Raw genomic sequence first — 13,368 nt, forward strand, 5'->3', positions numbered from 1 at the left:
GGCTACGCCCCCCTTGGCGGGGATGGGGATCTCAGAGCGACTAGACCGCGACCTCGAACGCCGCCTCGGTCTTGGCCTTGACCTCGTCCACGGTGACGCCTGGGGCCAGTTCGATCAGCTTCACCGGCGTCTTGCCGCGGTTGATCTCGAAGACGCCCAGCTCGGTGATCAGCAGATCCACGACACCCGCGCCGGTCAGCGGCAGCGAGCACTGCTTGAGAAGCTTCGGCGCGCCGGACTTCTCGCAGTGGTCCATGACCACCACCACGCGCTTGACGCCGGCGACCAGGTCCATGGCTCCGCCCATGCCCTTGACCATCTTGCCGGGCACCATCCAGTTGGCCAGGTCGCCGGTCTCGGACACCTGCATGCCGCCCAGGATCGACAGGGCGATGTGGCCGCCGCGGATCATGGCGAAGCTGTCGGCCGAGCTGAAATACGAACTCGAGTCCAGCTCGGTGATCGTCTGCTTGCCGGCGTTGATCAGGTCGGCGTCCTCCTCGCCCTCGTAGGGGAAGGGGCCCATGCCCAGCATGCCGTTCTCGCTCTGCAGCGTCACCGACATGCCCTCGGGAATGTAGTTGGCCACCAGGGTCGGGATGCCGATCCCCAGGTTCACGTAGAAGCCGTCCTGCAGCTCCTTGGCGGCGCGGGCCGCCATTTCGTCACGGGTCCAGGCCATCAGACTTCAACTCCAGCGGCGGCGGTTTCCTTGGGGCGGGTGGTCACCCGCTCGATGCGCTTCTCGAACCTAGCGCCCGTGACGATGAAATCGACATAGATGCCGGGGGTATGGATGGCGTCCTTGTCCAAGGCGCCGATCTCGACCAGCTGCTCGACCTCGACGACGGTCTTCCGGCCGGCCGTGGCCATCATCGGATTGAAGTTGCGGGCGGTCTTCCGGTAGATCAGGTTGCCCTCGGCGTCGCCTTTCCAGGCCTTAACGATCGCGAGGTCGGCGGTCAGGCCGCGCTCCATCACATACATCTCGCCGTCGAACTCGCGCACTTCCTTGCCCTCGGCCACCAGGGTGCCGTAGCCGGTGCGCGTGAAGAAGGCCGGGATGCCCGCCCCGCCCGCACGGATGCGTTCGGCCAGCGTGCCCTGCGGATTGAACTCCAGTTCCAGTTCGCCGCTGAGGTAGAGCTGTTCGAACAGCTTGTTCTCACCCACATAGGACGAGACCATCTTCTTGATCTGACGGTTTTCGAGGAGAATCCCCAGGCCGAAGCCGTCGACGCCGCAATTATTGGAGATGACCGTGAGATCCTTCGTCCCCGCCTCGCGGATCGCCGCGATCAGGTTCTCCGGAATGCCGCAGAGGCCAAAGCCCCCGGCCATGATGGTCATGCCGTCGAACAACAGCCCGGCGAGGGCCTCGACGGCGTCCTTCTTCACCTTGTCGACCATGGTGTCTCCCTATTCCCGAGCTCGCGGGCTATCCCGAACGGGGTCGGCCTGTTTATCCGTAGCGGATGAAAAGGCTGCCTCGCCGCACCTGTTTGGCTCTTGGCGAACCGTGTCGCCCGAGCCGCGAAAAAATTCAACCCTTGATGAATTATTTTCCGGAAGGGTCGCCTGATGACCGACGCTAGCACCGGCTCGATGACGCCCGCCACCTCTGGCGTGCTCCTCGTGCTGGCCCACCCGGCGCTTGAACGGTCTCGCGCCAATCGCGCCCTGGCCAAGGCGGCCAAGGGCCTCTCGGGCGTCACCTTCAAGGATCTCTACGAGATCTATCCGGACTTCGCGGTCGACATCGAGGCCGAGCAGGCGGCCCTGCTGGCCCACGACGTCATCGCCCTGCAGTTTCCGCTCTACTGGTACTCGACCCCGGCCCTGATGAAGGAGTGGCTGGACCTGGTCTGGCTGCACGGCTTCGCCTATGGCGAGGACGGCGTCGCGCTGAAGGGCAAGAAGCTGTTCGTGGCCTGCTCCACCGGCGCCAGCGCCAAGGCCTACCACATGCATGGCTACAACCGGTTCAGCATGGACGAGTTCCTGCGACCGCTGGAGCAGACCGCCCACCTGTGCGGCATGGAATGGGAGACGCCGTTCGTCGTGCACGGCGCCTCCGTGAAGGACGACGCGGCCCTGAAGGCCGAGGCCGAGCGCTACAAGGCGCGGGTGGCCTCGCTGCTGCCGGCGCCGCGGGTTTCGGGCAAGGCGGAGGCGTAAGGCGCATGGAGAACTTCCTCACCCAGACTCTCGTCTATCTGGGCGCGGCCGTCGTCTCGGTGCCGATCGCCAAGCGGCTGGGGCTGGGCTCGGTGCTGGGCTACCTGATCGCCGGCGTGGTCATCGGCCCGTTCGCGCTGTCCCTGGTCGGCGACCAGGCCGACGTCATGAAGTTCGCCGAGTTCGGCGTCGTCATCCTGCTGTTCCTGATCGGCCTTGAGGTGCAGCCCTCGATGCTGTGGGACATGCGCAAGGCCATCTTCGGGCTGGGCGGGGCGCAGGTGCTGGGCACGGCCCTGGCCATCGCCGCCGCCGCCTACGCCCTGGGCCTGCCCTGGCAGACGGCCCTGGCGGTGGGCCTGGTCCTGGCCATGTCCTCGACCGCGATCGTACTCCAGACCCTGGACGAGAAGGGGCTCCGGCAAGGCCCCGTCGGGCGCGCCGCCTTCGGGGTGCTGCTGCTGCAGGACCTGGCGGTCATTCCGATGTTCGCCCTGCTGCCACTGCTGGCCACGGGCGCGGCGAGCCACGCGGCGGGCGGCGGCGGCCATGGCGAGGGCAGCCTGGTGGCTCACCTGCCGATCTGGGCCCAGACCCTGTCGGTGTTCGCCGCCGTGGCCGGGGTGATCGGCGGCGGCCGCTATCTGGTCCAGCCGCTGTTCCGCTTCATCGCCAAGGCCCGCCTGCGCGAGATCTTCGTCGCCGCCGCCCTGCTGATCGTGGTCGCGGTCGCCAGCCTGATGCAGATCGTCGGCCTGTCTCCCGCGCTCGGGGCCTTCCTGGCCGGGGTGGTGCTGGCCGAGAGCGAGTTCCGCCGCGAGCTGGAAAGCGACATCGAGCCGTTCCGGGGGCTGCTGCTGGGCCTCTTCTTCATCACCGTCGGGGCCGGCGTGAACCTGCCGCTGGTGGCCAGTCAGCCCCTGAAGCTGCTGGGCGTCGTCATTGGCCTGATGGTGCTGAAATTCATCGTCATGTACGGCATCGCCCGCCTGTTCGGGGCGCCCAAGCGCGGGGCGATGGCGGTGGCCACGGCCCTGGCCCAGGGCGGCGAGTTCGCCTTCGTGCTGCTCAGCTTCACGGTCGGCGCGGGCGTGATCGGCGTGCAACTGGCGGCCCTGCTGACCGCCGCCGTGGCCCTCTCCATGGCCCTGACGCCGGTCGCCATGATCCTCTACGAGCGCGTGGCCGCCCTGATGGACGCGGCCATTCCCGACATCGCGCCCGACACCGGCGCCTTCGACGAGGGCGAGCCGGACATCATCATCGCCGGCTTCGGCCGCTTCGGGCAGATCACAGGCCGCCTGCTGCAGGCCAGCGGCTTCAAGTCGACGGTTCTCGACAGCGACATCGAGCAGATCGAGCTGCTGCAGCGCTTCGGCCGCCGGGTGCACTATGGCGACGCCACGCGTCTGGACCTTCTGCGCGCCGCCGGCGCCGAGCGGGCCCGGATGCTGATCGTCGCCTTGGATGATCGCGAAAAGACCGTCGAACTGGTCGAGACGGCTCGCAAGGCCTTCCCGGACCTGGTCATCCTGGCGCGCGCCTGGGACCGCCGACACGCCTATGACCTGCTGGCCAACGGCGCCGACGCGGTCGAGCGCGAGACCTTCGAGTCGGCCCTCGCCCTGGGGACCACCGCCCTGCAGAAGCTGGGCTTCCGCGCGCACCGGGCGCACCGCGCCGCCGCCTTCTTCCGTCGCCACGATCGGCGAGTGTTCGAGGAACTGCGCCCGATGTGGGGCCAGGAAGAGGCCTATATCCTGGCCTCGCGCGACGCGGCCAAGACCATGGACCGCCTGCTGGACGCCGACCTCCACCGCATGCGGCCCGGCGACGCCGGCGGGGCCTGGGACACGGCCAGCCTGGACGAGGAACTGCGCGAGCGCGCGGAACAGGAAGGGGCGGAGTAGGCTCTAGGCCGCGTCCAGCGCCCTCAGCCAGTCGGGCAGCGCGCCGGCCGAGGCTTGCATCGCGCTGGCCCGCGCCGCGGCCATCACGCCCTGTCCACGCGCCTCGCCCGGCGTCATGCCGAAGCGGCTCTTGAACGCCCGGCTGAAGCTGGACCAGACGGTGAAGCCATGGCGCTCGGCCACCTGGGCCATGGCCAGGGGCTGGATCGGATCGGACAGCGCCTCGAACACCCGACGCAGGCGTCGGTTGCGGATGTGTTCGCTGACCCCGCCCAGCGGCGCGAACAGCCGATAGAGCGAGGCGCGCGAGACGCCGAACTGGCGGCACAGCATCTCGACCCCAAGGTCGGGGTCGTGCAGGTTGGCGTCGATGAACCGGCGCATCCGCGCGCGCTGGGTGTCGGCCGAGGCCCGCCGAGCCGCGTCGCTCCGCTGGCCCAGCGTCAGGCCGGCCAGCAGGTCGGTCGTGGCGCGCCCGACGCCATACGCCTCCTCGGGCCGCAGGTTGGTCGCCACGCGCATCAGGCTCTCGGCGTGCGATTTCAGCAGCTGCGCGCCCGCGCTCTCGCGGCGCAGGACGAGGCCGTGCAGCGGATCCAGGTCGATGTCGCGCGCATCGAAGGCCGCGCGCGGCAAGGCCAGGTTCAGGTTCACGCAGTCGCCCGCCTGGGACTGGAAGGTGCGGGTCAGATCCAGAATGCAGACGTCGCCAGGTCGCGCGGTCGTTTCGCCGCGCCCCGCCTGACGGCTGTCACCGCCCTCGAGGATGATCTGCACCAGGATCAGCTCCAGCCCGGTCGCGGCGACCTTCCGCGTATCGCGACCATAGGCGAAAGCGCCGCCCGTCATGTGCGCCGCGCCCAGCAGCATCGGCCCGATATTGAAGGTGTCGACCCAGAGGTCGGTGCCCGCGGCGTCGACGTCGCCCAACCGCATGTCGAAGATCGGCGCGATCGCCTCGGCGTAGGCTTCCACGCCCTGGCGGCCGGGCGTGACGCGGGTGCCCGCCTGATAGTGGGGAAGCATCGAGGCTTGCGACATGAAAAACTCGACCCCGGAAACGCGAACCGACGATAGACGGACAGCCGAGCCAAAGCCAGAAAGCCGTCCGTCGTCAACGGCTGGGCCGGGCGCTCGCGCCGCGTCTCAGATTCATGACCCGCCGTCTCAAACCCCTGGCGCGCCGTTGCCAGGCGACGGGCCCTGGCTCTACGGGAACGGCCGGCGCGAAATCGTCCGATCCATTCCCTTGGTGACGAGCTCGCGCCGAGCGGTTTGGTCCGGTCCGTCCAGGGTGGGGAACTTTTGGAAGGTCCGGACCGCCGCGTGAACAACCCAAACTACCGCGACGCGGACTCCCGCCGAGTCCGCGTCGCTCTTTTAGGTCGCGGGTTGTTTCTGGCCCACCCGGCGGAAGAGATCGCCCAGAGCCTCGAACAGGCCCTTCTCCGAGGCCTGGTGATAGATCGAGTCCGTCGCGAGGGCCGCCGTCAGGCGGGCGTGGGCCTTGCCCAGATTGTGATACGGCAGGCGCGGCAGCAGGTGATGCAGGGCGTGGTAACGCAGGCCGACCGGGGCCCACAGCTCCGAGGCCAGGTTCGGCGGCGGCACGTTGACCGAGTCGAGGAACTGCTCGTCGAGCGTCATCTTGTCCCCCTCGTTATCCCAGTGGTGGGCGACCAGGGTGCGGGCCTGGTTGAGGAAGGTGGCCAGCGAGAAGATCAGGAGGCCGGTCAGCACGGCGCGGAGCGGCAGCCAGCCGGCGACGGTGGCGGCGATCACCGCCCAGGACCACAGCCAGCAGGCGACGTCCTGAACCACCCAGGCGGCGCGCCAGCGGTTGAGGTCGTCGCGCACGAAGTCGGGATTGATGATCAGGGCCGACAGCTTGGTCTTCAGGTAGCGGCGCAGCGGCGGGACCACGAACGACAGCGGGATCAGGATCGCCGAGCGCAGGATCACGCCGAGCGGGGCCAGCAACGCCACGAACAGGAAGCCGGCCAGGCCCAGCGGCGTAAAGCGCGACAGCGGCATGTATTCCGGATCCAGCGCCGTGCCGAAGCGGTCCTTGATATGGTGGATGTTATGCACGCCCTCGTACATCAGCGAGGGGGTCATCAGCGGCACGCCGACCAGGATGTTCCAGCCGACGCGGAAGCCCGGGGCCTCGTCGTCGCGGATGTGGGTCAGTTCGTGGATGAAGCTCAGGGCGCGATAGAGGGCCAGCACGCTGACCAGGCCCGCGACCAGACCGATCGCCAGGGCGCCCGTCGTCGCGGCGACATAGAGACCGCCCCACATCAGGACGACCGAGACGATCATGTCGACCCAGTAGACCGCCGCGTTCGGCGTCATAAGGTCGTCGGTCAGGGCATAGGCCTGCTTGGTCAGACTGACGCCCTGGCTCGTCAACTTGTTCACTTCGACCTCGCGCCGCCTACAAACCCGTAACAGGCATGACGAATTGGCGACGACGCGAGGGAAAAGCAACCGTTTGGATCAAAGGCGCGACAATTCCGCGCCCTTAGGTGTTCACTGGGTCAGCGGCCGCAGGATGATCTCCACCCGGCGGTTCTGGGCGCGGCCGGCGGCGGTGGCGTTGTCGGCGATCGGCTGGCGCGAGCCCATGCCGGCCACGAACACGCGGTCCGACAACACCCGGCCCTGGCGCACAAGGTAGTCGGCCACCGCGCTGGCGCGGCGCTCGGAAAGCCCCTGGTTGTAGTCGGCGCCGCCGCTGCTGTCGGCGTGGCCCACCACGTCGATCGTGGTCTGCGGATAGGCGTTCAGCGTGCGGGCCACGTCGTCGAGCACGCGGGTGAACTGCGGCTGCACGTCCGACTTGTCGACGGCGAAGGTCACGTCGCTGGGCATGACCAGCACGATCTGATCGCCGTTGCGGCGGATCATCACGCCCGAGGTCTCGAGGCTGCGGCGCAGGTCGGCCTGCTGGCGGTCCATGTAGTTGCCGACCGCGCCGCCGGCCAGCGCGCCGATGCCCGCGCCGATCAGCGCGTTCTTGCGGCCCTGCTCGCCCTTGTTGGTGTTGGTCAGATAGCCCAGCAGGGCGCCGCCCGCCGCGCCGGCCAAAACGCCCGTGCCGGTGTTGTTGCGCACCGGCATGCCGGTATAGGGGTCGGTGGTGGTGCAGGCGACCAGGGCGGTAGCGCCCATCAGTACAGCGACCAAGGCAATCTTGCGCATTCTCGCAACCCTCACGGCTTTGTTGTAGATCAACGTCAGACGGGCAAACGCCCTTCTTATGGTCAAGTTCCAATATCGCACCTGACGCCAGGATGAACGGGTCTTCGTTTCGCCCCTGGCCCGGTGTAGTAAGAAGGAACTTACTCATCTCCCATTCCGCTGTCTCAGGGCTCGAAGAAGTGTCTACCTCCGCCATCGAACCGATCTCGTTCTCCCTCTACAGCAAGGACTTCCCGCGCTTCGCCCAGGAGCTGGGCGCGTCGTTCGAACGCTACGGCTTCGCCGTGCTGTCGGAGTACGACATCCCGCAGGACCGCATCGACGCGGCGATCGCCGACACCAAGGCCTTCTTCGCCCTGCCGGAAGAGACCAAGAAGCAATATGCCGGGGTCAAGGGCGGCGCGCGCGGCTACATCCCGTTCGGGGTCGAGACCGCCAAGGGCGCCACGCACCACGACCTGAAGGAATTCTGGCACATGGGCCGCGACCTGCCGCCCGGCCACCGCTTCCGCGCCACCATGGCCGACAATGTCTGGCCGGCCGAGATCCCGGCCTTCAAGCATGACGTCAGCTGGTTCTACAACGCGCTCGACAGCATGGGCGGCAAGGTGCTGGAGGCGATCGCCACCTACCTGAAGCTGGACCGCGATTTCTTCTATCCGACCATCGAGAACGGCAATTCGGTGCTGCGCCTGCTGCACTATCCGCCGATCCCGCTGGACGCCACCGGCGTGCGCGCCGGCGCCCACGGCGACATCAACACCATCACCCTGCTGATGGGCGCCGAGGAAGGCGGTCTTGAGCTGCTGGACCGCAACGGCGAGTGGCTGCCGATCAACCCGCCCCCGGGCTGCATCGTCATCAATATCGGCGACATGCTGGAGCGGCTGACCAACCACGTCCTGCCCTCGACCATCCACCGCGTGCAGAACCCGCCGCCCGAGCGCCGCCACATCCCGCGCTACTCGACGCCGTTCTTCCTGCACTTCGCGTCGGACTACGAGATCAAGACGCTGCCCAACTGCATCACGCCCGACAACCCGGACCGCTATCCGGAGTCGATCACGGCGGACGAGTTCCTCCAGCAGCGCCTGCGCGAGATCAAGCTGGCCTAGAAGCCGCGCCGTATCCCGGACAGGACAAAGCCCCGCCGGTCGCTCGGCGGGGCTTTTTCGTTGCGCGACAGCCGGGTCGCTACTTGGCGATCCGCAGGTTCTGGATCGAGCCGGCGATGGCGTTGAACACCGTGGTCAACTGCGAGGCGTCGGTGACGTCGTAGTACATGTCGGTCGTCGTCGCACAGCTTTGCAGGATGCTCTTGGAGTGGGACGAGACGCCGACGCCGATCGAATAGACCAGAATCTTCTTGTCCCGCAGATTGGCGCAGATCTTGGTCTGGCGGCTGTCGATGGCGTCGCGGCGGTTGTCGCCGGTCGAGCCGACGTCGAGCGCCGTCCCGCTCGAATTCTTCAGGCGCTTTTGCCAGATATAGCCGTAGCCCGAATAGACGGAGTCGTTGGGGTTGCTGACCTCGTTGTTGACGTTGTCGCCGTCGGTCAGCAGGACGATGATCTTCGAGACCTTGTCCGTGCCGTAGGCCTTTCCGTCCGCGAACGGCGCGTTGGGCGACACGGTATGCCAGCCCCACATCAGCCCCATGGCGACGTTGGTGTTGCCATTGGCGACCATTTTATCAAGCTTGTCGGTGACGGTGGTCGCGCCGGCGGATGTCTTGACATTCGTCAGGCGCAGCAGGCTCGTTAGGCCGCAGCCGGCGTTGGGGCCGTAGGCCGTCCCCGTCTTGGCCTGACTGATAACATTGCCCCGGTTGGTGCTGTTATTGGCGTATTTGCTGGTCTCGTTCTGGCGGGTGAACCAACTGTTCGAGCTGGACCGGTCGCTTGTGATCCAGTTGTTCTGGATCTCGCCATTAGTATATGTGCGCTTATCGCGATATTTCCCGCCACCCTTCGACACTGAATTGTCGTCCGGCTCGTCGGGCGCGAAGAACGGGACGAACATGGTGGCGCCCGAGCCCGGGGCCGTGTCGGTGATGTCGTAGGGGTCGGGCCGGCTCTCGATGCAGCCGCCCCACGACAGATTCAGGTTGGACAGCAGCGTGAAGCGGTCCTGGCTGCTGGCGAACAGGTCCGCGCCATAGGCGGTCGGCATGGTCCCGGTGATCCATGACGCGCTCTGGTAGGTCGAGCCGACATTCACCGTCATCGAAAACGGCACGACCGAGATCTTCACGGAATCCGGGTCCGACGACCGCTGGGCGGCGGCGGCCAGCGTCGCCACCAGCGACTTCGAGGCGGTGATCAGGGCGGTGATCTTCTTGCCGCCCGATCCTAGATTGCTGTCCATCGAGCCGGTGTTGTCGAGCACCAGGGCCACTTCCAGCTTGTTGACCGAACGCACCACGTCCGAGGAGGCAGTGATCGTGATGTCGCTGTTCGTCCACAGATTGGCGATAATCGGCTTCAGCGTACCGCTGGCGGTCGCAACAACCCTGTTGTTGGTCCCGGCCTTGAACGTCGAGCTGGCGCCGGTGAGACCCAGGTTCAGGCCATTGATCTCGGCCAGGAAGGCGGGGTCCCCCACCGCGTCGAGTTGGGCGTCGGTCACCGCCGTCGAGCGCGCGGCGATCAGGGTGGCGGCGTCCAGGGCGTCCTGCATCTGCCGGCGCTGCAGGCTGACGCGGCTGATATCCACCAGGCCGAACACCAGCACCGCCAGCGGCAGGGCCAGCAGGGCGAACTGCACGGCGATCGCGCCGCGTTCGTCGCGCCGCAGACGGCGAGCGAAGGCGGCGAAGCCTTCGGTCAGGCGTCGGAGGAAGCGGCTCTCGGTCGGCATGGTCGGGTCCCGGGCGTGATTTTCCGCGTGACCTTCGCCGATGAGGGTGAACAAGCCGAAAACGCCGTTGATGAACGCCCCTTCGACTCCGAGCCCGCCTGCGGCTAAAGAGCGCCCATGCCGTTCACCGCCACCGTCCTGACCATGTTCCCCGAGGCCTTTCCCGGCCCGCTCGGCGTCTCGATGATCGGGACCGCCTGGAAGGAGCAGGACCTGTGGCGTCTCGAAACGCTGGACATTCGGGCCTTTTCCAAGGATAAGCGCGGCTTCCTCGACGACACCCCCGCGGGTGGCGGCGCGGGAGCCGTGCTCAAAGCGGACGTCATCGCCTCTGCGCTCGACAGTGTGGAGCTGAATGGTCGGCCGCTTTTGTACATGAGCGCCCGGGGCAGGCCCCTGACCCAGGCGCGCGTTCGAGAGTGGTCCAAGGCGCCCGGCATCGTGGTGCTGTGCGGCCGCTTCGAGGGGGTGGATCAGCGGGTGCTCGACGCCCGCGGGTTCGAGGAGGTCTCGGTCGGAGACGCGGTGCTCGCCGGTGGCGAGGCGGCGGCGATGGTCGTGATCGAGGCGTGCGTTCGACTGGCCCCGGGTGTGCTGGGGAACATCGAGAGCACGCTGGAAGAAAGCTTCGAGGACGGCCTCCTCGAGCATCCGCAGTACACGCGACCGCGGACGTTCGAAGGGCTCGACATCCCCGAGGTGCTGCTGTCGGGCGATCACAAGCGGATCGACCAATGGCGCAAGCGTATGCGTGAAGAAACGACCCGCGAGCGGCGTCCAGATCTCTGGGAAGCGCATCTCGCCAATCAACAGGCAAAAGGCGGCCCGAAAACGGGTAAGCCCAAGGAGAAATGATCATGGCGATCAACATCATCGCTCAGCTCGAGCAAGAAGAATCGGCCCGTCTGCTGGCCGCCCGCGCGATCCCGGAATTCCGTCCCGGCGACACCCTGCGCGTCAACGTGAAGATCAAGGAAGGCGAGCGCGAGCGCGTTCAGGCCTATGAAGGCGTCTGCATCGCTCGTCAGGGCGCGGGCGTCCACGAGAGCTTCACGGTCCGCAAGATCTCGTTCGGCGAAGGCGTGGAGCGTCTGTTCCCGCTGCTGTCGCCGAGCATCGAAAGCATCGAAGTCAAGCGTCGCGGCGTCGTCCGTCGCGCCAAGCTGTACTACCTGCGCGACCGTCGCGGGAAGTCGGCCCGTATCGCCGAGCGCGCCGGTGGCAACACCAAGGCTGCCGCCGCGGCTTCGTCGGAAGACTAAACCTCCGCGACCGGACGTGAACGAGGCCCTGGCGGAAACGCCGGGGCCTTTTTCTTTGCGCGGCGTGACGGCGTCGCTGGCGTGGCCGCTCCGGCCAAGCTTTCGTGCGATCGCACGCGACTTGACAAACCCGCGTTCCGTGACATGGTTAAGGCACCCCCGGCCTCGGCCGGGCTTCCAGACCGTCTCCTTTCTAGTGGACGGCCCTTTCCGGGCGGAGCCATCGGCCCCCGGAAGCAAGGAATGATGCTAGGGCGCGCCGCAACACAGGCGCGCCCTATGTCGTTCTAGGAAACCTTTCGAGCGCCGCGCCGCCCGCCGCGGCGGGTCCTTTCCGCATCGCGTTCGGCCCGGCTCTCCCGCGCCCGGCGCAGCCGCAGCTGCACGCGCGCGTCACGCAGCAGGGCGGCGGGAACGTCGGTCAACAGCTTCAGGCCGGCGATCGGCGACAGGTTGCGCACGTCGCGTCGGGCCTGGGCGATGACCTCGCCGACCATGGCCTTGCTGTCGACCTCTCCGGCCTCCTTGACCAACGCCAAGCGGTGCAAGGCATAGAGGCCCAGAACGAACGCGATCAGGAAGTAGAAGTCCCAGCTCGACACCCGCAGGGGCATCAGGGTCAGCACATCGCCGGGACTGGTCCAGCGCAGCAGGATCTCCAGCCGGCGGGCGGCGAAGAAGTCGGCGAACACCCCGCCCAGCACGGGGGCCAGGCCCGCCGCCGCCGAACTGATGAGGGCGTTGGCGGCGATATAGGCCGTGGCCGAACCGCGGGGCGACAGCTTCATGGCGATATTGCCCGAGGACAGGGTTACGCCCGCGGTGGCCAGGCCCATCAGGGCGTGCAGCCCCACCAGATAGGCCATGACCCAGGGCTTCGACGCGATCTGCGAGGCGCCGACCATGGCGGCGATGCACAGGATGAACAGCGGCGCGGCCACCGCCAGCACCGACTTGTTGGCGAAACGGTCGGACAGCAGGCCCCAGCTGCGCAACGCCAGCACATTGGTCGCCTGGCTGACCACGCCCAGGATGACCACGAAGGTGATGTCGAGACCCAATTGCTTGACGAAGAACACCGTGAAGAACGGCGTGGCCAGGTTCACCGCGAACTGCCAGCTGGCCAGGAACATGATCAGCCGCCGGAAATTCTGGTCCTTCAACGGCGCCTTCAGCAGCGGCAGCAGGCGGATGGTTTCGGTCGCCGGCGGCATCTTCGGCTCCGGCGTCAGGGCCAGCTCGCGGCAGCTGAGCAGGCCGGCCAGGAACCCGAAGGCGTAGAGTCCGGCGAAGGCGATCGGTCGCCAGGTCGAGCCCTCTGGCGCGCGATCCAGGGCGAAGGCGGCGGCGAGGCTGGCGATCAGGGCCACGATGGTGGCGTTGATCGTCCGCTTGGCGAAGATCTGGCCCAGCCGCTGCTCGGGCGCGAGATCGCGCACCCAGGCGTTCCAGGCGCAGCCGCCGAAGGTGGCGATCCCGCAATAGAAGACCTGCAGCACGACCAGCAAGGCCAGGGTCGCGCCCCCCGCGCGCGGCGCGACGGCCAGCACCGCCATGCCGGCCAGGGCGCAGCGGCTGATCAGGCTGGCCAGGATGGCGATGCGCTTGCGGGCGCGGAGCTTCTCGACCAGCAGCACGCCCGGCGCCTGGAGCAGCTGAACCCAGAAGGTGATGGCCGCCAGCAGGCCGATGGTGGTGTTCGAGGCCCCCAGGTGCATGGCGAAGGCCGTCAGGATCACGCCGCTCGTCACGGCGGTGCAGGCGTTGGAGAAGCCCGCCTCGAGAACCAGGTGGCGCAGGCCGCGTTCGCGGTCGTCATCGCTCAATTGCGACGTCGGTGAAAAAAACATGCGCGACACCAGCCTGAGGCGTGACCAAAGGGGCACGAACGGTCGCCGTTGGGCGATCGAACAAAGGATTCTGGGCGTTTCCTCGCTTTACGCGCCCTTCGCGAA

General features: G+C 67.3%; 12 protein-coding genes. 5 read left to right on the forward strand and 7 right to left on the reverse strand.

Going from position 1 to position 13,368, the window contains the following annotated elements; genetic code table 11:
• Positions 1-40 precede the first annotated feature (40 nt).
• Entirely contained in the window at positions 41-682 is a 642-nt protein-coding gene (locus EIK80_RS11255; RefSeq protein WP_125157069.1) for a 3-oxoacid CoA-transferase subunit B, read from the reverse strand.
• On the reverse strand, positions 682-1,410 hold the full coding sequence (locus EIK80_RS11260; protein ID WP_125157070.1) for a CoA transferase subunit A: 729 nt from the start codon (positions 1,408-1,410) through the stop codon (positions 682-684). Before EIK80_RS11260 ends, EIK80_RS11255 begins: the two co-directional genes overlap by 1 nt.
• A gap of 171 nt (positions 1,411-1,581) precedes the next feature.
• Here EIK80_RS11260 and EIK80_RS11265 point away from each other — a divergent pair, with 171 nt between their 5' ends.
• Both EIK80_RS11265 and EIK80_RS11270 read left to right on the forward strand, forming a co-directional pair.
• On the forward strand, positions 1,582-2,178 hold the full coding sequence (locus tag EIK80_RS11265; RefSeq protein WP_125157071.1) for an NAD(P)H-dependent oxidoreductase: 597 nt from the start codon (positions 1,582-1,584) through the stop codon (positions 2,176-2,178).
• Positions 2,179-2,183: 5 nt separating this feature from the next.
• Positions 2,184-4,088 (forward strand): monovalent cation:proton antiporter-2 (CPA2) family protein, encoded by a 1,905-nt coding sequence (locus tag EIK80_RS11270; protein ID WP_125157072.1) that lies wholly within the window; start codon positions 2,184-2,186, stop codon positions 4,086-4,088.
• 3 nt (positions 4,089-4,091) lie between these two features.
• On the opposite strand, the gene EIK80_RS11275 is transcribed toward EIK80_RS11270, so the two are convergent.
• The 3 genes from EIK80_RS11275 to EIK80_RS11285 form a co-directional block, all read right to left on the reverse strand.
• Positions 4,092-5,129, reverse strand: coding sequence for a helix-turn-helix domain-containing protein (locus EIK80_RS11275; protein WP_125157073.1), 1,038 nt, complete (start codon positions 5,127-5,129; stop codon positions 4,092-4,094).
• A gap of 339 nt (positions 5,130-5,468) precedes the next feature.
• Positions 5,469-6,500, reverse strand: a complete 1,032-nt coding sequence (locus tag EIK80_RS11280; protein ID WP_233586596.1) for a fatty acid desaturase — start codon at positions 6,498-6,500, stop codon at positions 5,469-5,471.
• Between the two features lie 120 nt (positions 6,501-6,620).
• Entirely contained in the window at positions 6,621-7,292 is a 672-nt protein-coding gene (locus tag EIK80_RS11285) for an OmpA family protein (RefSeq protein ID WP_125157074.1), read from the reverse strand.
• A 179-nt stretch (positions 7,293-7,471) separates the two neighbouring features.
• Here EIK80_RS11285 and EIK80_RS11290 point away from each other — a divergent pair, with 179 nt between their 5' ends.
• On the forward strand, positions 7,472-8,407 hold the full coding sequence (locus tag EIK80_RS11290; RefSeq protein ID WP_125157075.1) for an isopenicillin N synthase family oxygenase: 936 nt from the start codon (positions 7,472-7,474) through the stop codon (positions 8,405-8,407).
• Positions 8,408-8,486: 79 nt separating this feature from the next.
• On the opposite strand, the gene EIK80_RS11295 is transcribed toward EIK80_RS11290, so the two are convergent.
• On the reverse strand, positions 8,487-10,205 hold the full coding sequence (locus tag EIK80_RS11295; protein WP_370450215.1) for a pilus assembly protein TadG-related protein: 1,719 nt from the start codon (positions 10,203-10,205) through the stop codon (positions 8,487-8,489).
• Between the two features lie 63 nt (positions 10,206-10,268).
• Here EIK80_RS11295 and trmD point away from each other — a divergent pair, with 63 nt between their 5' ends.
• Both trmD and rplS read left to right on the forward strand, forming a co-directional pair.
• The gene (gene trmD, locus EIK80_RS11300; RefSeq protein WP_125157076.1) at positions 10,269-11,006 is read left to right on the forward strand and encodes a tRNA (guanosine(37)-N1)-methyltransferase TrmD; all 738 of its coding nucleotides are present in this window, start codon (positions 10,269-10,271) and stop codon (positions 11,004-11,006) included.
• 2 nt (positions 11,007-11,008) lie between these two features.
• Positions 11,009-11,413 (forward strand): 50S ribosomal protein L19, encoded by a 405-nt coding sequence (gene rplS, locus EIK80_RS11305; protein WP_125157077.1) that lies wholly within the window; start codon positions 11,009-11,011, stop codon positions 11,411-11,413.
• A 287-nt stretch (positions 11,414-11,700) separates the two neighbouring features.
• Here the strand turns inward: rplS and EIK80_RS11310 are convergent, their stop codons facing one another.
• Positions 11,701-13,239 (reverse strand): MFS transporter, encoded by a 1,539-nt coding sequence (locus EIK80_RS11310; protein ID WP_158624670.1) that lies wholly within the window; start codon positions 13,237-13,239, stop codon positions 11,701-11,703.
• Positions 13,240-13,368: the final 129 nt, after the last annotated feature.

Source organism: Caulobacter sp. 602-1 (assembly GCF_003931565.1).
Lineage (GTDB): Bacteria > Pseudomonadota > Alphaproteobacteria > Caulobacterales > Caulobacteraceae > Caulobacter.

Bases quoted from the DNA above. Each gene is read 5' to 3' on its own strand.
- EIK80_RS11255 (WP_125157069.1), bottom strand. From the start codon at position 682: ATGGCCTGGACCCGTGACGAAATGGCGGCCCGCGCCGCCAAGGAGCTG.
- EIK80_RS11260 (WP_125157070.1), bottom strand. From the start codon at position 1,410: ATGGTCGACAAGGTGAAGAAGGACGCCGTCGAGGCCCTCGCCGGGCTG.
- EIK80_RS11265 (WP_125157071.1), top strand. From the start codon at position 1,582: ATGACCGACGCTAGCACCGGCTCGATGACGCCCGCCACCTCTGGCGTG.
- EIK80_RS11270 (WP_125157072.1), top strand. From the start codon at position 2,184: ATGGAGAACTTCCTCACCCAGACTCTCGTCTATCTGGGCGCGGCCGTC.
- EIK80_RS11275 (WP_125157073.1), bottom strand. From the start codon at position 5,129: ATGTCGCAAGCCTCGATGCTTCCCCACTATCAGGCGGGCACCCGCGTC.
- EIK80_RS11285 (WP_125157074.1), bottom strand. From the start codon at position 7,292: ATGCGCAAGATTGCCTTGGTCGCTGTACTGATGGGCGCTACCGCCCTG.
- trmD (WP_125157076.1), top strand. From the start codon at position 10,269: ATGCCGTTCACCGCCACCGTCCTGACCATGTTCCCCGAGGCCTTTCCC.
- rplS (WP_125157077.1), top strand. From the start codon at position 11,009: ATGGCGATCAACATCATCGCTCAGCTCGAGCAAGAAGAATCGGCCCGT.